General features: G+C 31.1%; 27 protein-coding genes. 19 read left to right on the top strand and 8 right to left on the bottom strand.

What is annotated here, in order from left to right:
* Positions 1 to 102 precede the first annotated feature (102 nt).
* Positions 103 to 531 carry a GNAT family N-acetyltransferase gene (locus CRN98_RS10565; RefSeq protein ID WP_207653584.1) on the top strand — a complete coding sequence of 143 codons (429 nt, stop codon included), beginning with the start codon at positions 103 to 105 and terminating at the stop codon, positions 529 to 531.
* A gap of 318 nt (positions 532 to 849) precedes the next feature.
* Here the strand turns inward: CRN98_RS10565 and CRN98_RS10560 are convergent, their stop codons facing one another.
* The 4 genes from CRN98_RS10560 to CRN98_RS10545 all read right to left on the bottom strand — a co-directional run bounded on the left by CRN98_RS10560 (position 850) and on the right by CRN98_RS10545 (position 3,684).
* On the bottom strand, positions 850 to 1,821 hold the full coding sequence (locus CRN98_RS10560; protein ID WP_097027388.1) for a P1 family peptidase: 972 nt from the start codon (positions 1,819 to 1,821) through the stop codon (positions 850 to 852).
* 127 nt (positions 1,822 to 1,948) lie between these two features.
* The gene (locus CRN98_RS10555) at positions 1,949 to 2,551 is read right to left on the bottom strand and encodes an ECF transporter S component (RefSeq protein ID WP_097027387.1); all 603 of its coding nucleotides are present in this window, start codon (positions 2,549 to 2,551) and stop codon (positions 1,949 to 1,951) included.
* A 216-nt stretch (positions 2,552 to 2,767) separates the two neighbouring features.
* Positions 2,768 to 3,319 carry a GDSL-type esterase/lipase family protein gene (locus CRN98_RS10550; RefSeq protein ID WP_097027386.1) on the bottom strand — a complete coding sequence of 184 codons (552 nt, stop codon included), beginning with the start codon at positions 3,317 to 3,319 and terminating at the stop codon, positions 2,768 to 2,770.
* A 38-nt stretch (positions 3,320 to 3,357) separates the two neighbouring features.
* Entirely contained in the window at positions 3,358 to 3,684 is a 327-nt protein-coding gene (locus CRN98_RS10545) for a thioredoxin family protein (protein WP_097027385.1), read from the bottom strand.
* Between the two features lie 203 nt (positions 3,685 to 3,887).
* Here CRN98_RS10545 and CRN98_RS10540 point away from each other — a divergent pair, with 203 nt between their 5' ends.
* The 4 genes from CRN98_RS10540 (at position 3,888) to CRN98_RS10525 (ending at position 8,689) form a co-directional block, all read left to right on the top strand.
* The gene (locus tag CRN98_RS10540; protein ID WP_097027384.1) at positions 3,888 to 4,736 is read left to right on the top strand and encodes a DegV family protein; all 849 of its coding nucleotides are present in this window, start codon (positions 3,888 to 3,890) and stop codon (positions 4,734 to 4,736) included.
* A 6-nt stretch (positions 4,737 to 4,742) separates the two neighbouring features.
* Positions 4,743 to 5,186 carry a PadR family transcriptional regulator gene (locus CRN98_RS10535; RefSeq protein ID WP_242960896.1) on the top strand — a complete coding sequence of 148 codons (444 nt, stop codon included), beginning with the start codon at positions 4,743 to 4,745 and terminating at the stop codon, positions 5,184 to 5,186.
* A gap of 108 nt (positions 5,187 to 5,294) precedes the next feature.
* Positions 5,295 to 6,308, top strand: coding sequence for a homoserine dehydrogenase (locus CRN98_RS10530; protein ID WP_097027383.1), 1,014 nt, complete (start codon positions 5,295 to 5,297; stop codon positions 6,306 to 6,308).
* A 299-nt stretch (positions 6,309 to 6,607) separates the two neighbouring features.
* The gene (locus tag CRN98_RS10525; protein ID WP_097027382.1) at positions 6,608 to 8,689 is read left to right on the top strand and encodes a methyl-accepting chemotaxis protein; all 2,082 of its coding nucleotides are present in this window, start codon (positions 6,608 to 6,610) and stop codon (positions 8,687 to 8,689) included.
* 41 nt (positions 8,690 to 8,730) lie between these two features.
* Here the strand turns inward: CRN98_RS10525 and kamA are convergent, their stop codons facing one another.
* Together kamA and CRN98_RS10515 are read right to left on the bottom strand one after the other, a co-directional pair.
* Entirely contained in the window at positions 8,731 to 10,008 is a 1,278-nt protein-coding gene (gene kamA, locus CRN98_RS10520; RefSeq protein WP_097027381.1) for a lysine 2,3-aminomutase, read from the bottom strand.
* A 22-nt stretch (positions 10,009 to 10,030) separates the two neighbouring features.
* The gene (locus CRN98_RS10515; protein WP_097027380.1) at positions 10,031 to 10,822 is read right to left on the bottom strand and encodes a polysaccharide deacetylase family protein; all 792 of its coding nucleotides are present in this window, start codon (positions 10,820 to 10,822) and stop codon (positions 10,031 to 10,033) included.
* A gap of 241 nt (positions 10,823 to 11,063) precedes the next feature.
* Here CRN98_RS10515 and CRN98_RS10510 point away from each other — a divergent pair, with 241 nt between their 5' ends.
* From CRN98_RS10510 to CRN98_RS10500, 3 genes are all read left to right on the top strand, one after another.
* Complete coding sequence (locus CRN98_RS10510) at positions 11,064 to 12,185, top strand: alanine dehydrogenase (protein WP_097027379.1); 1,122 nt, start codon at positions 11,064 to 11,066, stop codon at positions 12,183 to 12,185.
* A 197-nt stretch (positions 12,186 to 12,382) separates the two neighbouring features.
* Positions 12,383 to 13,024, top strand: a complete 642-nt coding sequence (locus CRN98_RS10505) for a GntR family transcriptional regulator (RefSeq protein ID WP_097027378.1) — start codon at positions 12,383 to 12,385, stop codon at positions 13,022 to 13,024.
* A 115-nt stretch (positions 13,025 to 13,139) separates the two neighbouring features.
* Positions 13,140 to 13,841: a phosphatase PAP2 family protein gene (locus CRN98_RS10500; protein ID WP_097027377.1), complete on the top strand. Its 702-nt coding sequence runs from the start codon at positions 13,140 to 13,142 to the stop codon at positions 13,839 to 13,841.
* A gap of 738 nt (positions 13,842 to 14,579) precedes the next feature.
* Here CRN98_RS10500 and CRN98_RS10495 read toward each other — a convergent pair.
* Complete coding sequence (locus tag CRN98_RS10495) at positions 14,580 to 15,269, bottom strand: LrgB family protein (RefSeq protein WP_097027376.1); 690 nt, start codon at positions 15,267 to 15,269, stop codon at positions 14,580 to 14,582.
* Positions 15,262 to 15,618, bottom strand: coding sequence for a CidA/LrgA family protein (locus CRN98_RS10490; protein ID WP_097027375.1), 357 nt, complete (start codon positions 15,616 to 15,618; stop codon positions 15,262 to 15,264). Before CRN98_RS10490 ends, CRN98_RS10495 begins: the two co-directional genes overlap by 8 nt.
* Before the next feature lie 264 nt (positions 15,619 to 15,882).
* Between CRN98_RS10490 and CRN98_RS10485 the strand changes: the two genes are divergently transcribed.
* The 11 genes from CRN98_RS10485 (at position 15,883) to CRN98_RS17750 (ending at position 25,344) form a co-directional block, all read left to right on the top strand.
* Positions 15,883 to 16,533, top strand: a complete 651-nt coding sequence (locus tag CRN98_RS10485; RefSeq protein ID WP_097027374.1) for an AbrB family transcriptional regulator — start codon at positions 15,883 to 15,885, stop codon at positions 16,531 to 16,533.
* A gap of 37 nt (positions 16,534 to 16,570) precedes the next feature.
* Positions 16,571 to 17,296 (top strand): GntR family transcriptional regulator, encoded by a 726-nt coding sequence (locus CRN98_RS10480; RefSeq protein WP_242960895.1) that lies wholly within the window; start codon positions 16,571 to 16,573, stop codon positions 17,294 to 17,296.
* Between the two features lie 241 nt (positions 17,297 to 17,537).
* Positions 17,538 to 18,851 carry a CitMHS family transporter gene (locus tag CRN98_RS10475; RefSeq protein ID WP_097027372.1) on the top strand — a complete coding sequence of 438 codons (1,314 nt, stop codon included), beginning with the start codon at positions 17,538 to 17,540 and terminating at the stop codon, positions 18,849 to 18,851.
* A gap of 297 nt (positions 18,852 to 19,148) precedes the next feature.
* Positions 19,149 to 19,448, top strand: a complete 300-nt coding sequence (gene citD / locus CRN98_RS10470; RefSeq protein ID WP_097027371.1) for a citrate lyase acyl carrier protein — start codon at positions 19,149 to 19,151, stop codon at positions 19,446 to 19,448.
* A complete protein-coding gene (citE, locus tag CRN98_RS10465; RefSeq protein WP_097027370.1) occupies positions 19,448 to 20,335 on the top strand; it encodes a citrate (pro-3S)-lyase subunit beta in 888 nt (295 codons plus the stop codon). Before citD ends, citE begins: the two co-directional genes overlap by 1 nt.
* Position 20,336: 1 nt before the next feature.
* Entirely contained in the window at positions 20,337 to 21,869 is a 1,533-nt protein-coding gene (gene citF / locus CRN98_RS10460) for a citrate lyase subunit alpha (RefSeq protein ID WP_097027369.1), read from the top strand.
* Positions 21,870 to 21,970: 101 nt separating this feature from the next.
* Positions 21,971 to 23,368 carry an oxaloacetate decarboxylase subunit alpha gene (locus CRN98_RS10455; RefSeq protein WP_097027368.1) on the top strand — a complete coding sequence of 466 codons (1,398 nt, stop codon included), beginning with the start codon at positions 21,971 to 21,973 and terminating at the stop codon, positions 23,366 to 23,368.
* A 69-nt stretch (positions 23,369 to 23,437) separates the two neighbouring features.
* Positions 23,438 to 23,641, top strand: a complete 204-nt coding sequence (locus tag CRN98_RS10450; RefSeq protein WP_097027367.1) for a hypothetical protein — start codon at positions 23,438 to 23,440, stop codon at positions 23,639 to 23,641.
* Positions 23,642 to 23,666: 25 nt separating this feature from the next.
* Positions 23,667 to 24,032, top strand: coding sequence for a biotin/lipoyl-containing protein (locus tag CRN98_RS10445; RefSeq protein ID WP_097027366.1), 366 nt, complete (start codon positions 23,667 to 23,669; stop codon positions 24,030 to 24,032).
* Between the two features lie 26 nt (positions 24,033 to 24,058).
* The gene (locus CRN98_RS10440; RefSeq protein ID WP_097027365.1) at positions 24,059 to 25,183 is read left to right on the top strand and encodes a sodium ion-translocating decarboxylase subunit beta; all 1,125 of its coding nucleotides are present in this window, start codon (positions 24,059 to 24,061) and stop codon (positions 25,181 to 25,183) included.
* Positions 25,184 to 25,206: 23 nt separating this feature from the next.
* A complete protein-coding gene (locus CRN98_RS17750) occupies positions 25,207 to 25,344 on the top strand; it encodes an OadG-related small transporter subunit (protein ID WP_179632100.1) in 138 nt (45 codons plus the stop codon).
* Positions 25,345 to 25,381 lie beyond the last annotated feature (37 nt).

The raw sequence follows: 25,381 nt of genomic DNA, 5'->3' as shown, positions 1-25,381 counted from the left end.
ATCATATATAATTTGTAATCAATTTACTGGCAGAAATATGATTTTTATATTAGATTATTTAAAAAATTATTATATAATAAAACTATGAAGGGGGATGTGAAAATGTTTACAGTCATATGGAAAGCAGGAAGTGATGATTTAAAGGATGCATATGAAATACGAAAAAAGGTATTTATTGAAGAGCAAAGTGTTCCAAAGGAAATTGAAAGAGATAAATTAGATATACGTTCAGCTCATGTTCTAATCTATAATGATGAGCTGCCCGTAGCTACAGGGAGAATAGTTTTTAAAGAGCATAGCAATTGCTCACTTGGAAGAATTGCAGTGCTAAAGGAATATAGAGGTAAAAATATAGGTAAAATGCTGGTAGAAAACTTAGTAGAAAAGTCCTTTGAGCTAGGAGCTGATGAAATACATATTCATGCACAAAAACATGCAGAAAGGTTTTATGAGATGCTTAATTTTACACCTTATGGAGAACTGTTTTATGAAGGAGGCATTCCTCATGTAAGCATGATACTACGTAGATAGGAAGAAGGTTAAATTAGAATTTACTTCATTTTAAGATAATGTCGAATATAGTATTAGATTTCCATTGTAGAAAGCATTGAACAAGCATTAAAAGCTCTTATTTCTGCATTTAAAACACCGTTAAGAGCCTTCTATTGTCTGAGCAGTAGTGAGTTTAGAAGGCTTAGGAGTTTTGAAGGCAGAAATATTAGAGCTTTTTTGCGAAGTGAACGGCTTGCATGATTTATAGAAATCTTTGATTTTGTTATAAATCAGCACATCTCAGTTTGCTGAGATGTTTCCCAACTCAAATACTACAGATGCAGCATTAAAATGTTGTTAAACCCCATGAGGAAGATCGTTCCACGCCATAAGTCCATACTGTGACTCGGCATGAGTTATAGCATTTATAACAGCTTTTTCTACAACTCGTGCAGCTAAAAGCCCAACTACATTTATATCTGCATCAATTGTTCCTGTTGCCATGGTGAATATAGTATCTCCATCAGCCATAGAGTGAGCAGGACGCATGGTTCTTCCATATCCATTGTGTGCCATGGAAGCCACCTTGTTTGCTTGAGCTTTTGTAAGCTTAGCATTAGTTACCACAACTCCAATAGTGGTATTTCCTGAAAATAAATTTTTCTTTTCGCTATACTGAGAGATCATTATATTTTCGGTGTTAAGAAAGTTTAAGTTATCGTCAATGGCTCCAGCCATTATTTTACCGTTTTCAGGGTTTACTACATCACCTAGACAATTAACAGCTATTAATGCTCCTACCTGAAGGTCACCAACCTGAATTGCATAGGAACCTAATCCACCTTTCATAGAATGCTCTGGGCCTAATATTTTTCCAACTGATGCTCCAGTCCCGGCTCCTACATTTCCTTGAACATCTTTATTGTTTTTTTCAGAATCTAAACAAGCTTTGTAGCCCATAACCTTATCAGGACGTACTTTAGGATTTCCAATAACTAAGTCAAAAAGAACTGCAGAGCAAACTATTGGAACTTTAGCTACGGTTACATCAAATCCTATATCTTGTTCTTCTAGATATTGCATAACACCATTAGATGCTTCAAGACCAAAAGCACTTCCTCCGGATAAAACCACAGCATGTATTTTATCTACAAGATTCATAGGATTTAAAAGATCTGTTTCACGAGTGCCTGGTGCACCACCACGTACATCTACTCCGGCTGTAGCCCCATCTTTGCATATTACAACAGAACAGCCTGTAGCGCCTTCATTATCATCTGCATGGCCTACATTAATACCATCAATATCTATAAATTTTATTTTTTCCATCTTTAAAACCTCACTTTTATGTTTTACATTTGTTTTAAGCCATAATTTAAATTATATAACAAAATAGTATTATATAAAAATACACTTACATTCAAAAAACTCCCGATTAAAAAATCGGGAGTACAAATTACTTTTTAAGTTTCTTTACTGCCATTACTACAGGTATAGTTATAAGTATGGATACTGTTATTTCAGGTAACCCATTTGTGGCACCTATGGCAATTATACCTTTCTTAGCTGCAGAGGAGCTTATATGTAAAATTTGAGCATATTTCTCTACATATAAGATATACATCATGCCAAGTACACCTATAGTATTAGTGAGAGTACCTACAGCAGCAGTAATTCCTATTTTAACTGCATTTGATTTTTTTATAAAAGGGATATTTTTAATAGATACATAACAATAATAAGATACTATACCTATTAAAACTCTTGGTAATACTGAAACCAAAGGATTCATAAATATAGGTGATAATGGTGTTGGGCTTATAATGGATTGTATTACGCTAAATACACCAAACATAAGTCCAATTAAGGCACCCACTATAGGCCCCTCAAGAATAGCGCCTATAATTACAGGTACATGCATTATGGTTGCCTTTGCAGGGGGAATAGGGATAAATCCTAATCCAGTAGCTCCAAGTATGATGGAAATAGCGGACAACATACCAACTACGGCAAGTTGCCTAGTGTTGATGTGATTAGTGGTTCTTAGATTTTTTTCCATAAATCTTACCTCCGTTCTTATTCCTTAATAAGGATATAATTCGGAACTTTCTTATTAAACTTACCTGTTCAGTTTCATAAGAATACCGACGAAAATATTTTATCACGTTTTCATAAGAAGTAAAATATATATGTTAAAAAATTATCAAAAAAATATTAAAGTTTTTATTTTTGAAATATTTTAACTTTTTTAATAAAGTTTTTACATTTTTATGTATTAAAAGTTTATTAATGAAAGCATTAATTTATGACCATCGGTATTCGGATGAATTCCATCTGAATAAAGTTTTTTTGTAATATTACTTTCAAATATACTATAAAAATCAAAGTAAATTAAATTTTCATTTGTACATTTTTTTATTAAATGATTTCTATAATTTTCAATTTTTAAGTTGACTTCATCATAATTCATATAAGAACTCCAATAAAGTTCAGCTAAGTTTTTATCTACTTTCATTTGTATACCTAAATAAGGAGTTATGTTATTACTTATACATTCACTAATTATAAGATTTATATTTTCAATCGTGTTTTGTAATTTATACCCCATTAAAAAGTCATTGGTTCCACCCATTATAAAGGCCTTGTCAGGTTTTAGGTTTATTAAGTCCTCTTGAAGTCTAAAGAGCATACCTGAGGTTGTATCACCATTTAAACCTGAATTTATAAAGGTATTATCTGATATTTGAGAAGCTAAGTGTATCCAGCTATTTTCATTAGGTACACCATACCCATAGGTTAAGCTATCACCAATGCAAACTATCTTCATTATGTTCCTCCTAAGATAAAATGTTGTAATAGTATAATTTAGCTATAATAAATCTCATAAATTCTCTTTATATTTTCTTTAAACTCATTTATTTTCACAAATCTAGATTCTCTAAATGTTTCACGTCCTTCAACAAATAGTATTAGCATAGGAACAGTAAATAAGGATAAAGTAGAACCTACTTCGGGGAGCTCATCTAAATCCATTTTCTTTAAACTAATATTTGGGAATCCTGATAACATTTCTTCCACTTTATATGAAAGAGGAGTGCAAACACTACAGGTTTTAGAAGATACATATAAAAATGCAAAAGTATTGTTATTTATAAAAGTATGTAGTTCGTTTAAATTATTTATATTTTCCATTTATCAACACCTCGGTATTAGTATAGCTAAATATTTAATAAAAATAAATATAAATTATAAGCTATCATCAATAAGAATAAGTATCAATGGTGACTACTATCAATAGTGATATATATCACTATTGATAATTACTTAAAAGATGATATAATTTATATAATATGTGAAATACTAGTTAAAAATATATTGATAGGGAGGAATATTGATTGGAAAAAATAGCTTTAATTACGGATACAGCTGCTGATTTACATGAAGATATCATAAAAAAATATAATATAGAAATTTTACCCTTTAGAATTATATATAGTGATAGAGAATATAAAGACAAATTAGAAATAACCCCACAAGAGGTTTATGATAATTTTAAGATAGAAGTACCAACATCTTCGCTACCTTCCATGCAAGATACAGAAGATGTGCTAAGTAAGCTAGAAAAGGAAGGATACACTCATGCTATTATAATTACACTTTCTTCAGGACTTTCAGGTATATATAATAGTGTTAAGTTAGTAAGTGAAAATCATCCTAATCTAAATATACATGTATACGATTCACATTCAATTTCCATGGGAGAAGGTATTTTAGTCCAAAAATGTGGAGAGATGATAGCTAAGGGAATGAGTTTTGATGATATAACAAATGAGATACCAAGGATTAGGAATAAAGTACACTTATTTTTTGTAGTGGGTACATTAGAATACTTAAAAAGAGGCGGTAGAATTGGAAAAGTGTCTGGGACTATTGCAGAACTTCTTAATATTAAACCAATAATAGGTGTAGATAAAAATGATGGAAAGTATTATACTTATGATAAGGTAAGAGGAAGAAAGCAATCATTAAATAGGCTTTTAGAGCTTGCAAAAGAAATCTTAGACAAAACAAAGTGTAAGTTATATATAGTTCATGGAGATGCCTTAGAAGAATCAAAAAAGGTATATGATGTGATCTCAACACACGAAAACGTAGTAGAAGGATTTTTTGGAGGGCAAATAAGTCCTGTAGCAGGAGTGCATAGTGGACCAGGGCTGGTTGGCTTGATTTTAATAGAGGAGTAATAGCATATGTCTAATATGGGCGAGGATTCTAAGCTTGAAGAAAAAAGGCTATATGAAGAATATAAAAAAAAGTTATTAGAATTGAAGAAAGTAGAAAAGGAAAGGGAAGCAGTAGGACAGGTATTTACTAAAGGATTGCTTCCGCTATATGTTCTTTATATACTCAGCTTAGGGCCTACTAATGGAAATGATATTGCGCATCAAATAGGGGAAAGAACAAGAGGATTATGGATACCAAGTACTGGAGGTATATATCCCCTTTTAAAAAAACTTGAAAAACAAAAATTTATAGAAGGTAAGTGGGATGATTCTCAAAATAGAATACAAAAGATATATACACTTACAGAAGAAGGATATGTAGAATTTGGTGATAAAAAAGAACTTTTAAAGGTTAAAATTGAAGAAGCATTAGAGGTATTTAAAATTATATATAAGGATCTTTATAAATGACAGTAAATGAGCTTTGATTAGCTTATTTACTGTTATTTTTTCTATATAAATGTCAAAATTGTGGTATAATTATAATAATTTAGTATTCTATGAGGGGTGATTATATTAATGGACAAAAGGATAATAGTATGCGGATATGGAAATGTTGGGGGAAATTTGATAAAGCTTATTAAAGACAAGCATGCAGAAATACATGAACAATATAACATTAATTTAATTTTAAGTGGAGTTATAGGAAGTAGGGGCTGTATATTTGAGTATAATGGATTAAATTTGGATATGCTTTTAGAATGCACCACAGGCTCTGAAGGACTTATAGAATATGGAGAAAAAAACATTGATTCCTTTTACAACTATTCAATATATGAAGGAGATATATTTGTAGATTGCACCCCAAGTGATGTAAATGGAGGAGTAGGTTTAGAGCATACAATAAATGCAATAAATTTTGGAATGGATATAGTGCTTCTTTCTAAAGGAGCAATGGTTTCAAACTTTTCTCTTATAATGAAAAAGGTAAAGGAAAAGGATGTAAATATAAAGTATAGTGGCGCTACTGCTGCTGCACTTCCAACCATGGATATAGGATACTATAGTTTAGCAGGATGTAAAATTAACTCTATTAAAGGTATTTTAAATGGAACTACTAATTATATTTTAAGTAAAATGCATCAAAGTGATATTTCTTTTAGTGAAGCCTTGCTAGAAGCACAGAGAAAAGGAATAGCAGAAAAAGAACCAAAATTGGACATAGAGGGTATAGACAGTGCAACTAAGATATTGATTTTAGCTAATAGTCTTATGAATTCAGAATATAGAATAAGTGACATAAATATAAAAGGCATAGAGGATATTAAAAAAGAAGATATAAAAAGAGCCAAAAATAAAAATGCTAAGATAAAACTTTTAGCCCATGCTTATAGAGATAATGATAAGGTTTCTATTGAAGTAAAACCTATGGAAGTTTACCCAAATGATATATTATCTTGCGTAGAAGATACAAACAAAGGAGTAGTATTTAGCACGGATACTATGGGAGAAATATATGTATTAGGAGGAGCTTCTAATCCTCTAGGAGCTGCGGCAGCTGGATTAAAAGATATAATAAACTTATCAAGATAAATAGACTAAAGTTTTGGAAAACTTTGACGAAAATGTATTTAAAGGATTTATAAAATTCATACAATATTTCAAATAGGATGAATTCAGCATGTGGTAAAGTGTGTACTTGGAGAAAATTATAAAATTTTAGTGAAATTTGTTAAAAATTATTGAATTTTGCTAAATTTTCATATATTATACACTTATATAGAATTTAAAAAGTACTAATTTATTAGGAAACATCTCAATAAAATTGAGATGTGCTAATTTGTAATAAAATTAAGGGTTTTTATAAATTATTCAAGGAAGAGGGGGAACAAATGAAATCAATAAAGCAAAAATTAATACTTATGGCAGTGCTAATAGCTGCAATTCCTTTGCTAGTATCTAATTTGATTTTTAACATTTCCATGCAAAGAAGTTTACAAGAACATGTATATGAGGATCATTCAACTCTTGGCAAAACCATTGCTAATGGAGTTACGGATTACATGAATAAGGCCTATGTGCTTACTGAAGAAGTTATTAGCAGCGACATAATAAAAGGATTTGACGGACCGGCCCAGACAAAGGCCATAAAGGATACAATGAAGAGAAATCCTTACTTTGACTTGCTCTGTATACAAGACATGAAGGGAGATCAAACTTCTAGAACTAAAGGAAATCTTGCTAATAGAGCGGATAGATGGTGGTTCAAACAATCAGTTTCTGCTCAAAAGCCATTTGTAAGTAAATCTTATTTAACTGTAAATGACGATAGTGAAGCAATTAACTCTATCATATTTCCTATACTAGATGATAAAGGTAAGATGATGGGAGTCATGGATGCAGATTTGAAGCTGGACGAGCTTCAAAAGATGGTAGAAAAATATAGTACTAATAAAGCTTATGCTTATGTAATAGATGGAGAAGGCGCTGTTATAGCGCATCCAGACAGGGAACAAGTTCAAGAAATTTATAATTATAAGAATTTAACTAGAACTGTAAAAGTAAAGGACGCTTCTGGAAAAGTAGTAAAGGATGCCAACGGTGCTCCTAAAACTAATCAAGAAGAGATAGAAGTACCTGAAGAACTTAAAGAAATAACATTACAAGCATTACAAGGAAATTCAGGAATTAAATCATATAAAGATAAGGACGGAAATAAGGTAATTAGTGCTTATGAAACAATAAAACTTCCAGGAAATTCAGATAACTGGGCGGTTATTACTGTAGAAAAAGAATCAGATGCCTTAGCAATGATAACAAGTATAAGAAATAAAAATATATTTGCAGGTGCAATAATACTATTAATTATAATAGTGGCTACTTATATTTTTTCAAATAAATTTGCTAAACCTCTTATATACTTAGTTGATTTAATTAAAAAAGCATCAGAGGGAGATTTAACAGTTAAAAGTACCTATAAATCAAAGGATGAATTTGGAGTTTTAAGTAATAGCTTTAACTTAATGATAGGAAATATGCAAGGTCTTATACAAGATATACACGAAGCTTCACAAGTTGTATCTAATTCTTCGGAGTCACTACTTGCATCAACCCAACAAACCACTACATCTATTACAGAAGTAGCAAAAACAATTAGCGATGTTACAGTTAGTATTGATAAGGGAGCAGAAAATGCGCAAGAAGGTGTAGAAGCAGCTAATGAGCTATCAGCAGAATTAGATGAGGTAGTAGAGCATATAGAAGATAGTAGAGGTTCTTCAAATAGAGTATATGAGATATCTAATAAGGGATTTGAAACTATTGGAAAGCTCGAGGAAAAAAATAAAGAAAACAACGAAGTATCTTTGGAAATAGTAGAAGTTATAAATTCACTTAGTGATAAAGCAAATAGCATAGGAAGCATTGTAGAAACAATAACTTCAATTTCAGAACAGACAAACTTACTTGCTTTAAATGCGGCAATTGAAGCTGCAAGAGCAGGGGAAGCTGGAAGAGGATTCTCCGTAGTTGCAGAAGAAGTAAGAAAGTTATCTGAAAATACTGCCCAGTCAACAGGTAATGTAAAAAATATAATAAACAATATACAAAAAGATATTGAGCGTGCGAAGAGCACTATGAAACATGCGGAAGCAGTAGTTTCAGAGCAAGACCATGCAGTTAAAAACACAAAGGAAACTTTTAAAGAAATAAATACAGCAATAGAAAATGTAGTTCAAAAGATAAATAATATAACTGAAAGCTTAAAAAACGTAGATGTTAGCAGAAATAAAGTTGTTAAGGTAGTAGAAGATGTTTCAGTAATGTCAAGTAATATAGCAGATGCAACACAAAGTGTATGTGGAGTAACAGAAGAACAAAATGCTGAAATGGAAGAAGTAAGTGCACTATCAGAAGAACTTAATAGAATGGCTCAAAAGCTTGCAACTGAAATAAAGAGATTTAAAATAGAATAATAAAAGAAGCTCTATCTTCAAAGGATAGGGCTTTTTTTATTTTAAATATGAGAGGAATGTTTTTTATATTCAGTAATTCTCTTTTTTCTATCTAAGGATTTAGGTTCTAAATTAATTTTCTTTCCATGGAATAAAGAAGATACACCAGTATCATTATTTGTTTCGTCAGTAGTGCATACAGGACAATGACAAGTAGAGTCTTCTGCATGCTTTGGCTCAGTATAAGTAGTTATGACACCTTCATAATTTCTAAGCACAATTTTATTTGGTGATTGACTTATTAAGTATTGAGGCATTACAGGTATTTTACCGCCGCCACCTGGAGCATCTACTACAAATGTAGGAACAGCATAGCCAGAGGTATGACCTCGTAATCCTTCGATAATTTCTATTCCTTTAGAAACTTTAGTTCTAAAATGTTCTATACCTTGAGATAAATCGCATTGATAAAGATAATAAGGTCTAACCCTCATTTTTACAAGTTTATGAACTAAGTCTTTTTGAATATGAATACAATCATTTATACCTCTTAAAAGTACTGTTTGATTTCCTAGAGGAATTCCAACATTAGCTAGTTTTTCACAGGCTTCTATTGAATTTTTTGTTATTTCATTTGGATGGTTGAAGTGAGTATTAATCCAAATAGGATGATATTTTTTTAATATATTAACCAAATCATCAGTGATTCTCATAGGATTAACCACAGGAGTTCGTGTACCAAGTCTTATGATTTCTACATGAGGAATTTCTCTGAGTTTCTTTAATATATATTCAAGTTTTTCATCACTTATCATAAGAGCATCTCCGCCAGAAAGTAAAACATCTCTAACTACTGGAGTATTTCTTATATATTCTATAGCTTTATCTATTCTATCTTGAGGCATAGAATCATCCTTATGTCCTGCAAATCTTCTTCTTGTGCAATGTCTACAATACATAGAACACATATCAGTTACTAGAAGTAGTACTCTGTCTGGATAAGCATGAGTAAGTCCTGGTACTGGTGAAGAAGCATCTTCATGGAGAGGATCGTTCATATCTGCTGTTGAAAAATTTAATTCATGTATAGTGGGAACAGCTTGTTTTCTCACAGGATCTTGAGGATCCTGTGGATTTATTAAAGTTGCATAATAGGGGGATATTCCCATTCTCAAAGTTTTTAAACACTTATCTATAGCATTTTCTTCTTCGGGAAGAATATTTATAACCTTTTTTAACTGTTCAACTGAGGTAATTCTATTTTTTACTTGCCATTTCCAATCATTCCACTGCTCTTCTGTTACATCTTTCCATAATTCTATATCTTTATAATTTATCATATAATCCATCCTCCTATTAAGTTTAAAAACTTTCAATTGGTTCTATGGTTTGTCTATAGATTTTTATTATTTTTAGTAAATTATTTAAACGAGTATATATATCTGGAGCTATATTATCTCTCTTATAGTGAAAATCTTGAGGATCTAAAAGATAGCTATGGGTAATAGCTAAAGCCTTTTTATTATTTTCTATGGCATCAACTAAAATCTCACTCAATTTTTCTAAGTTAAAGTATTCTAATCTAAGCTCTTCAGCATCATCATATGCATAAACAGGAATAGGGGTTAAAAGGTTTTTTGTAACCTTATACTGCTTACGATAAATATTATGAGATTCGTATTTTATATCTGTTACTTCCATTAATGCTTTAGAGGTATTATCGTCCATGGAGAAATATCCACCTCTAAATATTTCAATAGGAGCAATCTCTTTGGAATGTAAATAGTCTAAACATAATTTTATTAGAGTCTTTTGCTCGTCATAATTATAAGAAGTTAAAAGTTCCTCATCTTTCTTTAAAAATGAGCAGTGCATACTTATTTCTTCAGGCAAATTATCTGGATGAATATGAAGACCAAAAATTACTTTATATTTTTTTATTACGTGAACTAAATTAAGTTTATACAGCATATCTGCAAAATAAGGTGTGATAAAAAGAATGGTGTATATATCATTATCTGTATTTAATTTAAGTAATCTTTCTAAGTTTTTAACGTTATTTTCTAAGTTTTTATCAAAGTTTGTCCCTTCTGAGTCTATGGATAAGGCGAAATCAAATCCATCTTTTTTAAAAAAGTTTCTTATGTGGCTCATATAAATACCCCCTAAACTAATTATTGATTTATAAATATCTATCTTTTTCAATAATTTACACAAAATTCAGACTATAAACAATATAAATTTCACACTATGTAAATAAATGTATTGAAAAATTACAACTTGGCAAGTATAATTAAGTTGTATATATTGACAACTTAATTATATAATACAAGTGTTAGGTTGTCAAAAATTTTCAGCGTATGTTTTTAAAAAAAATTTGAAAAGGGTGATAAATATGATAACTTTAGGATTTCCAAGAATGCATAAAGAGGAAAATGAGAAGAGAGATTTCTTACCAGAAATTTTTAATATGTTAAAAAATGAAGAATGTGTGTTTTATTTAGAAGATGGATATGGTGCTAAAATGGGAATAGCAGAAGAAGAATATTTAAAAGTAAATCCAAATATAAGATTTGTAAGTAATGAAGAATGTTATAAAAAGGATATAGTAGTGGTTTTAAGGTCCCCAGAATTTAGTGAAATAGATATTATGAATGATAATTCAGCCTTAGTAAGTATGCTTCATTATCCTACTAGGGATACAAGAGTAAAAAAGCTTAAGGAAAAAAATATATTTGGAATCTCTATGGACTCGTTAAGAAATGATTTTTTGGAAAGAATAGTAGTAAATTACAATGGTACTTCTGGAAATGGTATAGAAATGGCATTTAATGAACTTGCAAAGATAATGCCAAATTTCTATTCTCCAAATAGAGAATGTATAAATGTATCTATAATAGGTATGGGAATGGTAGGACTTTATGCAGCCAAGGCAGCAGGAAAGTATGGTAATATAGAGTTAAATAAAAAGATGGACAAACTAAATGCTAAGGGAGTAATAGTAAGTATGCTTCCTAGAAGTATAACAAATGACAGAGAAGAGCTTATAAAAATACTTAAGGATACAGACATATTGGTTGATGCATCAACTAGAGATAATCCTTCAAAATATATCGTAGATAATGAACTTATAGGATATTTAAAACCTCATGCTGTTATACTAGATTTGACTGCTGATCCATATTTAACTGATATAAATCCTATTCAGGTAAAAGCTATAGAGGGAATACCTACAGGAACACTAGATAAACCAGTTATATACCAGAATGATGGAATATACAAAAATATTCCTGAACAAGTAAGTGCTTTAATTAGAAGGACAGTTGTAAGCTGTAATGCATGGCCAGGTATAAAGCCTGAAGAGTGTATGAGACTTTATGGAGTTCAACTATTTCCTATAATTCAAAAGCTTATAAGACTAAATAGAGAAGAATTTAATGAAAATAGTGATGATTATTTTGTAAGAGCAACTTATAGAGGAACTATAGAGTACTTTGAAAAATGTGAAAAACACTAGAAATTTGGTGGATTTTGATATATTATATTTAAGGAAGCATCTCAGTAAACTGAGATGTACTGATTTATAACAAAATCAGATATTTCTATAAATCATGCAGAAGCATCTCATTAAATTGAGATGTACTGATTTATAACGAAAACAGAGATTTTATAAATCATGTAGAAGTATCTCAAATGAAAATTGGAGGAATATAAATGAAGAATCCACATGGCGGAGCGGTATATAAGAATATAGCTCTAGACATAGCAAATAAAATAGTACTTGGAGAATTTAAAGCTACTGAAAAGATAAGCGGAAGATCAACACTTGCTAGTATGTATAATGTATCTCCAGAAACTATAAGAAGAGCAATAGCATTATTAGAAGACATGAATGTAGTTTTATCTACTAAGGGCAGCGGTGTAGAAATAATGTCAATCCAAGCAGCTGAAAAATTTATAGAAAAAAATAAGCATACTGAGTATCTATCAACTGTTAAAGAAAACATATTTGAACTTATAGATAAAAAAAGAAAATTGGATGAAGAAATAGAAGTAAATTTTGAAAAGGTATTGGATTTTGTAGATAGATTTAAAAATATAACTCCGTTTACTCTTATTGAAGTTGAAATAAAAGAGGATTGTAAAGTATTAAATAAGAAAATAAATGAATTAAGATTTTGGCAAGCTACTGGTGCTACTTTGCTAGCTTATAGAAGAAATGGAAAAATAGTAGTATCTCCAGGACCTGATTATGTATTTGAAGATGAAGATATTATAGTGGTTATAGGAACAACTAATGTATATGATAAGGTATATGAATTCATATACAATGAATATTCAGAAGTGGATGTTTAATGAAATATATCATGAACTCTTGTAAACTATATAATGAAAAATTTTAAATGCCATGTTGTAAAAACATGGCATTTTCTATATTATATTTATAGAGTAATTCGGAGGAGGAAAACAATTGAAAAGTTTTTTTATAAGATTTAAAGACTCATTTTCTAAGTATAAGGAACATGATGAAAGATGGAAATACCTCGTATTGGGGAGTTTAGTATCCTTTATATCTCTATTTGCATTTTTAAGTATAATAGAAGATTATTTTGAAAATGGAGGTAATTATGCTATAGATAAAGTGGCTATTGATTTTGTAAAATCTATAGAAACACCTTTATTAAATAAAATAGTATATATAATAACCATACTTGGTAACTCTTCATCCGTAATAATAATTACAATACTAGGAGCTTTATTTTTGATTCATAAAAACCTTAAAAGTGAAGCACTGTTTTTAGTATTAAATATTTTAGGAGTATGGCTTTTAAATGAAGCTTTAAAGGCATTTTTTAAAAGAAACAGACCTGATATAAGAATCATAGAAGTACATGGATATAGTTTGCCAAGTGGGCATGCTATGATATTTATGACACTTGCTATAATAGCTTCTTACCTTATACTAATTCATTTGAAAGGTATGCCTATAAGATGGGTTTTTTCCACTTTGTTAATAATGCTAGCTATAGCTATAGGACTAAGCAGAGTATATTTAAGGGTACATTATTTAAGCGATGTACTGGCAGGATGGTCAGCTGGCGCATTTTGGTCAGCACTAAATATAGTTTTTCATAGGTACTCATATTATAGAAAAAGTGCTAAGCATTTTTAATGTTGAACGGGTCGTATAGAATTTGCATCTAGGAAAGCTTCTCTTCGCAAAAAAGCTCTAATATTTCTGATTTTAAGGCGCCTAAGCCTTCTAAACTCGCTATCGCTCAAACAGTAGAAGGCTCTATACGGCACCTTAAAATCAGAAATAAAGAGCTTTTAATTGCTTGTTCAATGCTTTCTACAATGCAAATTCTATACTTATGTTCAACATTGAAAATATTACTCATGCTTACTAACTTAAGGAAGGAATTTCGCTTTGGCGAAAGCTTCTTTTAAATATATTCTTATAAAAAGGCTGGTAAGCCGCAGACCGATAGGTCATACAATATTATTGAGTTGAATTTTTATTAAGAAACTTTCAGCATACTACCTGATTCTTAACTTATAAATTAAATTTTTCTAATCATTTCAGTTATTTATTGCAAGTTCTTGTAACTTATCAGGCTATCGCCCAAAAAAATTTTATGTGCTAAATTGTTGAAATAAAGACATTTTTAATGGGGAATACAGTATGGGATTTATATCGTAGAAAGCATTGAACAAGCATTAGAAGCTCTTTATTTCTGAATTTAAAGCACCGCTCGGAATTTTCTACTGTCTGAGCGACAGCGAGTTTAGAAAAAATTTATGTGATTCAAATTCAGAAATAATTAGAGCTTCTTTGCACAGTGAACCGCTTTCTTAAATGCAGAACCCATACGAGAGTTTCAACATTACACTAAAATGTCGCAATTATCTACAACATACTAGCTATAATTGGAGCTATAATGGAGGTTATAATGCCAGCAATTCCAATAGCAAGACTTGACATTGCTCCTTCGGTTTCTCCCATCTCAATTGCTTTAGTAGTACCTATAGCGTGAGATGCGGTACCTATGGATATTCCTACAGCAATTTTATTTTTAATTTTAAATACTTTACAAACTAACGGAGATATAACTGCACCCATAATACCTGTGAATATAATAGCAGCTACAGTAATAGCAGGGATTCCTCCTATTACTTTGGAAACTTCTATTCCAATAGGTGTTGTTATGGATTTAGGTACTAAGGAAAATGTAAGTTCATCGCTAAGACCAAATATTTTAGACATATAATATATACTAAATATAGCTGTAATTGATCCAACTGTTATTCCTAAAAGTATGGGAGCAAAGTATTTTTTAATAAGATCAAGTTTATGATATAAAGGTACTGCAAGTACAATTGTTGCAGGTCCTAAAAAGAAACTTATGAGATTACCTCCATTATTAAAGGAATCTAAGCTAATATTAAAAAGTTTAATTATAAATATAACCAAAATAATTGCTATTAATAATGGATTAAAAAATGGAATTTTAGTTTTATGGTAGATATATAATCCTATCTCAAAGCATATTATTGATATGAGTACTCCAGTCATAGGGGAGTTTAGAAGTTCAGTCATCTTTTTCAGTCCTCCTTATATAAAATTGAATAGTCCAACCTGTAATAACTATAATTAGTATAGTAGTTACAACACAAATTACAATAAAACTTGTCCATTTGTTTTTTAATAAAGGTAGACAAGTAAGTATACCTACTCCTGCTGGTATAAAAAAGAAGGCTAAATGGTCTAATAAAAAATCTGTGATTTTATCAATCATAGTCACCTTTATAATGCCAGTATAAAGACATACAAATAAAATTGACATACCTATAACATTGCCAGGGATTGTCAAATGAAAAATAGTATGTATTAGATCTCCCAAATAGCCTATTATAAGAATAATAGCTAGTTGTCTTAAAAGTTTCACTAGAACACCTCTTTCTTTAATAATTTATATAAAATGCACAAGTTTTATTTTAGTACTTTTCTACAAAAAAAACTATATTTTTATAAAAAATATCAAATTACGAGCTAGTGTTGGTGAAAATTGTAATAAAATTGGCTATGCAATTTTAAATAATGCGTATTTAGAAAATAAAAGAATTAGAGATATTATATTTTATATGATACAATATTATAAATAAAAATAATGGAAATATTACCCACATGTGAATAGTAAGGGGGATATGATGTGCTTGAATTAGTTATTACCATAATTGTAGGACTTATTGGAGGAATTACAGCGTTAAAACTTAATGTCCCCGCAGGAACTATGATAGGCTCTATGGTGATAACTGCAGTGTTCAATGTAATCACAGGAAAGGCATTTATGCCGCAAGATGTGAAAATTATTACTCAGATAGCAACTGGAGCTTTTATTGGTGCAGGTATCAAACTAAAAGATGTGATTGGCTTAAAAAAAATGATAAAACCTGTCATGATTATGGTGCCAAGTATGATCACCCTAGATATACTTATAGGACTAATAATGTATAAAACCACAGATTTAGACTTGATTACATCTCTTTTTGCTTGTGCACCTGGAGGAATAGTGGACATGTCTCTTATAAGTAGCGACTTGGGTGCGGACTCTTCAAAGGTTGCATTATTACAAATGATTAGGCTTTCAACAGTACTTATTATATTTCCTTCAATGATTAAATTAATATCATCGCGGTCAATCATAAAAAAAGATTTTGATCAAAATGAAGCAGATGAAATGAATGATGATGAAAATATAAAAGCAATTCAAAGTAAAAAAGAGAAATATAAAAATTTAGGTATTACATCTATAATAGCATTTTATCCAATAATAGTTAAACTTATATCAACAATGGTATAGAAATTTTGTTTAGAGTTTTTACTTTAATTTGTTTATTATGAAAAATAAGTTATTGATTTATAGAAAAGGAAGGAAGTTGCTTATGCTAGATTATATGGAAGAGGTAATTAAAAATACAAACTTCAATCAGAGTAAAAACATTAGAGATATAGTATATGAAGGTTTAGGAAAGACTATTATTAGCGGAATAATTCCTGTTGGTGAAAGAATAATAGAAAAAGAATATGCAGAGATATTAAACATAAGCAGAACCCCTATTAGAGAGGCTTTAAAAATGCTTGAAATAGATGAACTTATAGAGTATTTACCTAAAGTAGGTGCTGTAGTTAAAAGAGTATCGGTTGAAGATGCAATTGAAATTTATAAGATAAGGCAGAAGCTTGAAGTGTTAGCTGTAGAAGCAGCAATGGAAAATATAACAGAAGATGAAATACAGGAAATTAAAATATTACTTGATTTAACAGAACAAAAGAATAAAGAGAGAGATGTAAAAGAGGTAATAAGACTATTTGGAGAGTTTAACTTAAAAATATATCAGGCAAGCAGAATGAAGATGCTAGCGGGAATGATTAGCAAATTAAATGAATACCTACAAAGGTTTAGGAATATCTCTATTTCTGACGATGCACGTAGAGAAAAGGCTCTTAAAGAACATAGAGAAATTTTAGATATCATAACAAAAAAAGACAAAGAAAGCATTGATACGGCTATAAAAAATCATCTAGAGTACTCACTAAATATTGTTAAAAAGGAAATAAAGTAAATTTGGCTAATGATAGTATAAGAATACTGCCTTAAAATGATTTTGTTTTATCATTTTAAGGCAGTATTCTTAATTTTTGAAAAATTTGAAATACACAAAAAATACACAAAAATGCAATTAAAATACTTGAATGGATATAAAAGTAAATGTATGCTTATATTGTATAGATGCAATCGATTAAATTTTATACAAATTCCTATTCACACATCCGGCGGATAAAAAAATTAGGGGGTGTTAACGTATGGATTATCAAACAACTTTAGCTATACTTGGATACAGTATAGTTATAGTTTTTATGGTACTAATCATGACTAAAAAAATGACAGCGTTTACTTCACTAATAGTAATTCCAATTATATTCGCTATAATTGGGGGATTTGGACCTAAAATTGGACAATTCGCACTTGCAGGTATAAAAAGCGTTTCAACAACAGCTGTTATGCTTTTGTTTGCAATAATTTTCTTTGGAATGATGATAAATGTTGGATTGTTTGATCCCCTTGTAAATGTAATTGTAAAATTTGTTAAAGGGGATCCGTTAAAAGTACTTGTTGGAACTGCAATTTTATCAGCAGTAGTTTCAATTGACGGAGATGGAACGACAACAACAATGATAGTTACTTCTGCGCTACTTCCTATATATAAAAGGCTTAAAATTAAGCCATTATATTTAGCAACTATAGTAATTATGCAAAATTCAATAATGAATTTACTTCCATGGGGTGGACCAACTGCTAGAATAATGTCGGCATTAAATGTTGATGGGGGAGAGATGTTAAATAAACTAATTCCAGGAATGATATTTTCTGCAATTTACGTTATAGGCGTATCATACTATTTAGGATTAAAAGAACGTAAGAGACTTGGAATTATTGAAGTTGATAGTAAAGCATTAGAACAAATGGCAGCGGTAACAGATCCTGAAGAATTAGCACTTAGAAGACCTAAGCTTATATGGTTGAACTTTGCAGTTACTGTTGTAGTTATGGTTTTACTAGTACTTGGAAAGCTTCCATCAGCTGTAATATTTGAGATAGGAGTTGCATTAACACTAATAATTAACTATCCAAAATTAAAAGCTCAAAGAGAAATGATAGAGCGTCAAGCTGGAAATGCTATACAAGTTGTTATAATGGTTCTTGCAGCAGGAATATTTATGGGAATTCTTACAGAGTCAGGAATGGCAAAAGCTATAGCTCTTAATTTAGCTTCAATAGTACCAAAATCATTTGGAAACCATTGGGCTTTAGTAACTGCTATATTAAGTGTGCCAGGTACATTCCTGTTATCGAATGATGCTTTCTATTATGGTGTGCTTCCTGTACTTGCGCAAACAGGTGCAGCTTATGGATTTACTCCAATGCAAATTGGTATAGCATCAACAATGGGACAGGCATTCCATTTATTAAGCCCGCTTGTTGCCTTTATATATTTGTTGCTACAAATAACAGAAGTAGATATGGGAGAATGGCAAAGGCATTCTGCTAAGTGGTCAATTGGAACATTTATAATTTTTATATTAGCAGCAGTTATTACAGGAGCTATGCCTTTATAATTAGAGATATATTTTAATATTTAATAAAGATGCTCCTTAAGAAAAGTTCTTAGGGGGCATTTTTATTAAATAAAGTTCAGGTTAAATTTAAGAGCACAATATCTAGAACTGTTGACACGTAAAGGGTTAAAGGAAACTATGGTGTGTAAAGAACAGGAAATACACAGGAAATACACTAAAGAACACCCAAAATACTTGGGTAGTCATTTGAAGTAAATTATAATGAATTTAATAAATGAAAACGGCAAAGTCTTATAGATAAGCATTATAAGAAATATAAAAAATAGGAGGAAAAAGATGAAACTTTTAAATAATTCTATAGCTGGAACTTTAGAGTCCAGTGATATTCAAGTGATTATCGAGCCAAAGCAGCAAAATGGAATAGAAATAGAATTAAATAGTAGCGTAGAAAAGCAGTTTGGAAGGCAAATAAGAATTGTAATTAAAGAAACTTTAGAAAATTTAGGAGTAGAAGATGTACGAGTAATTGCTAATGATAAAGGAGCTTTAGATTGTACAATTAAAGCAAGAGTTCAATGTGCAGTTTACAGATCAGCAGGTATTAAGAATGAGTTTGATTGGGAGGGATTAAAATAATGGAACGTTTAAGAAGAACTATGATGTTTCTTCCAGCAAGCAATCCAAGCATGGTTAAGGAGGCTTTTATATATGGAGCGGATTCTCTTATGTTTGACCTTGAGGACGCAGTTGCTTTAAGCGAAAAGGATTCAGCCAGATTCTTAATTTATAATGCATTAAAGACAATAAATTATGGAAATACGGAATTAGTAGTAAGAATCAACGGGTTAGACACTCCTTTTGGAAGAGATGATATTGAAGCAGTTGTAAGAGCAGGAGTTCATATTATAAGGCTACCTAAAACAGAAAGAAAAGAAGATATTCATGAGGTTGAAACTGTTATTGAAGAAGTAGAAAGAAAATGCGGCAGAGAAGTAGGAAGCACTAAAATGATGGCGGCCATAGAAAGTCCTATTGGAGTAATTAATGCATATGAGATAGCAAAAGCAAGCAAGAGGCTTATTGGCATTGCATTAGGTGCAGAGGACTATGTAACTAATTTAAAAACTAAAAGATACCCAGATGGCTTAGAACTTTTAGGAGCAAGAACTCAAATTCTTATTGCAGCAAGGGCAGCTGGAATTAATGCTTTAGATACAGTTTATTCTGATGTTAACAATGAAGAAGGATTTAGAAGAGAAGTGGAACTTATACACCAGCTTGGTTTTGATGGCAAGTCCGTTATTAATCCTAGACAAATAAAACCTGTTCATGAAATATATACACCTTCAGAAAAAGAAATAAGCAAATCAATAAATATTATAAGAGCTGCCAAAGAAGCAGAAGAAAATGGTTTAGGAGTTATTTCTGTAAATGGGAAAATGGTTGACAAGCCTATCGTAGATAGAGCTGAAAGAATACTTCAATTGGCTGCAGTAGCAGGTGTGTATAAGGAGGCAGAGTAGGATGAAAAATAAAATTGGAAGAGAGATTCCAAACTATATATTAGAGGGTAGAAGGCTCTTTGAAGGTCAGTTTGTTTTTGATGAAGAAGTTGCAAAGGCAGCTCCAATGATAAAGCCTATTAAACCTAATGAAATTAAGTTATTAAATAGTATTGAAGAAGCAATAGTAAAAAGTGGCCTAAAAGATGGTATGACAATATCTTTTCACCATCACTTCAGGGAAGGAGATTATATTTTAAACTTAGTTGTAGATGCTATTGCAAAACTTGGAATAAAAGATATAACTTTAGCACCTAGTTCTTTATCAAATGTCCATAGGCCATTAATTGAGCATATAAAGAATGGTGTAATAACAAAGATTACAACTAGTGGCTTAAGAGGGGATTTAGCTGAAGAAATTTCTAATGGAATATTAAAAGAACCTGTTATTATAAGATCTCATGGCGGAAGAGTAAGAGCAATAGAAGCTGGTGATATAAAAATAGATGTAGCATTTTTAGGTGCTTCAAGTGCAGATGAATATGGAAATGCAAGAGGTACTAATGGAAAAGCTAATTGTGGTTCATTAGGTTACGCAAAGGTAGATGCCAAATATGCAAACAAGGTAGTTATATTAACAGACTGCTTAGTAGACTTTCCAAATATGCCTGCAAGTATCAATCAAATTTATGTAGATTATGTTGTTAAAATAGATGCCATAGGAAATCCAGAGGGAATAGCTTCTGGGGCTACCAGATATACAAAAAATCCAAAGGAGTTATTGATAGCTGAAAATGCAAGTAAAGCAATAATTAAATCAGGATATTTTAAGGAAGGATATTCCTTCCAGACAGGTTCCGGTGGTTCGGCATTAGCAGTTAGTAGATTTTTAAGAGATGAAATGATAAAACAAGATATTAGAGCAAGCTTTGCTTTAGGTGGAATAACAAAGCCTATAATTGAAATGTTTGAGGAAGGATTAGTAAAAAATATATTTGACGTACAAGATTTTGACGTATCTGCTGTAAGTTCAATTGAAAAGAATGGAATGCACCATGAAGTAGATGCCTCTTTTTATGCAAATCCTCACAATAAAGGTTGTATTGTAAATAAGCTGGATGTTGTAATATTATCAGCACTAGAAATAGATACAAATTTTAATGTTAATGTTATGACGGGTTCAGATGGAGTTTTAAGAGGAGCTTCAGGTGGACACTGTGATGCAGCAGCTGGCGCAAAATTAACTGTTATTGTTACTCCATTAATTCGTGGAAGAATACCTTGTGTAGTTGAAGAAGTAAACACAGTTGTAACTCCTGGAGAAAGCATAGATGTTTTAGTTACAGATAGAGGAATTGCGGTAAATCCAGCAAGAACAGATTTAATTGAAAGATATAAGAAAGCTAAACTGCCGCTGACAACTATTGAAGAACTTAAAAAAATAGCCTATGACACAGTAGGGGTTCCGGACAAGATAGAATATGAAGATAGAGTGGTAGGAGTTATTGAATATAGGAATGGAAGTATTATTGATGTTGTTAGAAAAGTAAAATAGAGACTGGAGTGATTTAAGTGAGCTATACTTTATAGCTCACTTATAAAAAAGATATTTGATGAAGGTATATTAGAATTAGATTATTTTAAGGAGGTCATAAAGTGAACCGGGTAAAAATAACTGAAACAGCACTAAGGGATGGTCACCAATCCTTAATTGCTACAAGGCTTAGAACAAAAGATATACTACCTATCATAGAAAAAATGGATAATGCCGGATATTATTCAATGGAAGTTTGGGGAGGAGCGACCTTTGATGCTTGCCTGCGTTTTTTAAATGAAGATCCTTGGGAAAGGTTAAGAGAAATTCGAAGCAGGGTTAAAAACACTAAACTTCAAATGCTTTTAAGAGGACAAAACCTTTTAGGATACAAACATTATCCAGATGATGTGGTAGAAGCATTTATACAAAAGTCCATAGAAAATGGTATTGATATAATTAGGGTTTTTGATGCTTTAAATGATATAAGAAATTTAGAAACTTCCGTTAAAGCAATAAAGAAGGCAGGAGCCCACTGCCAATGTGCTATAAGTTATACTACAAGCAAAGTACATACCTTAGACTATTTCGTTGAACTTGCTAAAGCCATGGAGAAATTGGGAGCGGATTCAATATGTATAAAGGATATGGCAGGTATATTAACACCAATTTCAGCTTATGGACTTGTAAAAAAGTTAAAGGATGTATTAAATATTCCATTAGAACTTCATACTCATAGCACAAGTGGGATTGGCTCAATGACATATTTAAAAGCAGTTGAAGCTGGAGTTGATATAATAGATACAGCAATTTCACCTTTTGCAGAGGGAACATCTCAACCTGCAACAGAATCTATGGTTCTTACATTGAAAGAAGGAGAACGTGCTCCAAATATAAACGTGGGTCTACTAGGAGAAATTGCAGATTACTTTAAACCTATAAAAGAAAAATTCAGAAAAGAGGGAATATTAAATCCAAAGGTTATGGATGTTGAACCCAAAACTATAATCTATAAGGTTCCAGGTGGAATGCTTTCAAATCTATTATCTCAGCTAAAATCAGCAAATGCCGAATACAAGTATGAAGAAGTTTTAAGAGAAGTTCCTAGAGTTAGAGAAGATTTAGGCTTCCCACCGCTGGTTACCCCATTAAGCCAAATGGTAGGAACACAGGCTGTATTTAATGTATTATCTGGTGAGAGATATAAGATGGTTCCAAAGGAAATAAAAGAATACGTTAAGGGACTTTATGGAAGATCGCCTGCACCAATAAATGAAGAAATAAAAAACAAGATTATTGGTAATGATGAAGTAATTACTGTAAGACCAGCTGATTTATTAGGTCCAGAAATTGAAAAATATAAAGAAGAAATAAAAGATCTAACTACATCTATGGAAGATATACTTTCATATATTTTATTTCCACAGGTTGCTAAAAAGTTCTTTGAGGATAGATTAAATCCTAAATTAAGTGATTCTAATGGAGAGGAAAAGGTTCACTATATTTATGTTACTATGTGATGGAATTTATATGAAAAATTACAAGTAATTGTGAATTAAAGTCTTAGTAATTGTGGGAGGAGTAAAACTATGGGGTTATTTGATTTATTTAAAAGACTAGTTAATAAAGAAGAGTTAGGAAACAATGATGAAAATATTACACCTGAATATAATGCATCATTGCCAATAGATGAGGAAGAAAGAGTAGTTGTGGCATTAGCAGCTTCTATAATGGCAGGCAAAGACAAGCCGGATTCCCATTTTCACATTTCAAAAATTACAAGAATTAAATAAAGCATTTTTAGGAGGATTAATAACTATGAAAAAGTATGTTATAAAATTAAATGATAAAGTTTATGAAGTGGAAATTGAAGAGGTAACGGCTGAAAATGCTGCTACCTTAGCAGAAGCTGTTAAGTCATCAGGAGCAAGTACAGCACAGGCTTCTAGAGGGGCCTCACAAGTTTCGGGTGGGCAAAAGATTGAAGCTCCAATGCCAGGAAGTATTGTAAAGGTTGCAGTAAAGCCAGGAGATATAGTTAAAAATGGACAACTATTGTTAGTGTTAGAAGCAATGAAAATGGAAAATGAAATAGTATCACCTGTAGATGGGACAGTTAATTTAGTTGCAGTTGATACAGGACAATCAGTAAATTCTGGAGAGTTACTTATTCAAATTGGATAAGTATATAGCTTAGGAGGATAGATATAATGGACTTTTTACTTGATGGAATTTTTGCAATAACAATTAAACAAGTTGTAATGTGGATTATTGGAGGAGCACTAATTTATTTAGCTATTGTTAAGGAGTATGAGCCTACATTACTTCTTCCAATGGGATTTGGAGCAATACTTGCTAATATACCAAATTCCGGTGCAATTACCCAAGTTATAAATGGAACTCCTGTAGAAGGAATTTTAGATTTTCTTTTTGCAGGTGGAATTGCAACAGAAATGTTCCCGCTTTTATTGTTTATAGGTATAGGAGCTATGATAGACTTTGGACCACTTTTATCAAATCCTTCTATGCTCTTATTTGGAGCAGCAGCTCAATTTGGTATATTCATTACTATTTGTGCAGCAACACTTTTAGGCTTTGATTTAAAGGATGCAGCTTCTATAGGTATAATTGGAGCTGCAGATGGCCCTACTTCAATATTTGTTGCTACATATTTCAATAGTAATTATATAGCACAAATTGCAGTAGCGGCATACTCATACATGTCACTTGTACCAGTAATTCAGCCATTTGCAATAAAACTGGTTACTACTAAAAAAGAGAGAATGATTAGAATGCCTTATAAGGCAGAAAGTGTATCAAAGAAAACAAGAATATTATTTCCTATAATAGTTACTGTAATTGCAGGACTTATTGCTCCAACCTCAGTAGCTTTAATAGGATTCTTAATGTTTGGTAACTTAATAAGAGAATGTGGCGTTTTAGATAGATTAGCGAAATCTGCACAAAACGAACTTGTAAATATAATAACAATACTTCTTGGCATTACTATTGCATCCACTATGAGAGCAGAAGAATTTGTTAATATAAAAACACTTATGATAATTGGACTTGGATTATTTGCTTTCATTTTCGATACCATAGGAGGAGTATTATTTGCTAAATTTTTAAATCTTTTTTTAAAGAGAAAGATCAATCCGATGGTAGGAGCAGCCGGAATATCAGCTTTCCCTATGTCTTCTAGAGTAATTCAAAAGATGGCTCAAAAGGAAGATAATCAAAACTTCATACTAATGCATGCAGTAGGTGCTAACGTAGCAGGACAGATAGCTTCCGTTGTAGCTGGTGGACTAATATTAAACTTAATCAAATTTTAGGCAGAATAGGAGAGGTGGTATTCATGAATAATACAGCATTAATTAATTTTAAGGAATCATTAAATGTCTTAATAAATGGAATGATAGGAATTTTCACAGTAATAATAGTAATATTTATTATAATAAAGTTACTAATAAAAGTATTTCCAGAGAAAAGCTAATATGATATTGACAAGATAAGAAAAATGATAATATAAT

It is taken from the genome of Clostridium peptidivorans, assembly GCF_900205925.1.
GTDB classification, from domain to species: Bacteria; Bacillota; Clostridia; order Clostridiales; family Clostridiaceae; genus Clostridium_AK; species Clostridium_AK peptidivorans.
Note: the sequence above shows the minus strand (reverse complement) of the source record. Positions and strands in the feature narration are given on the sequence as shown.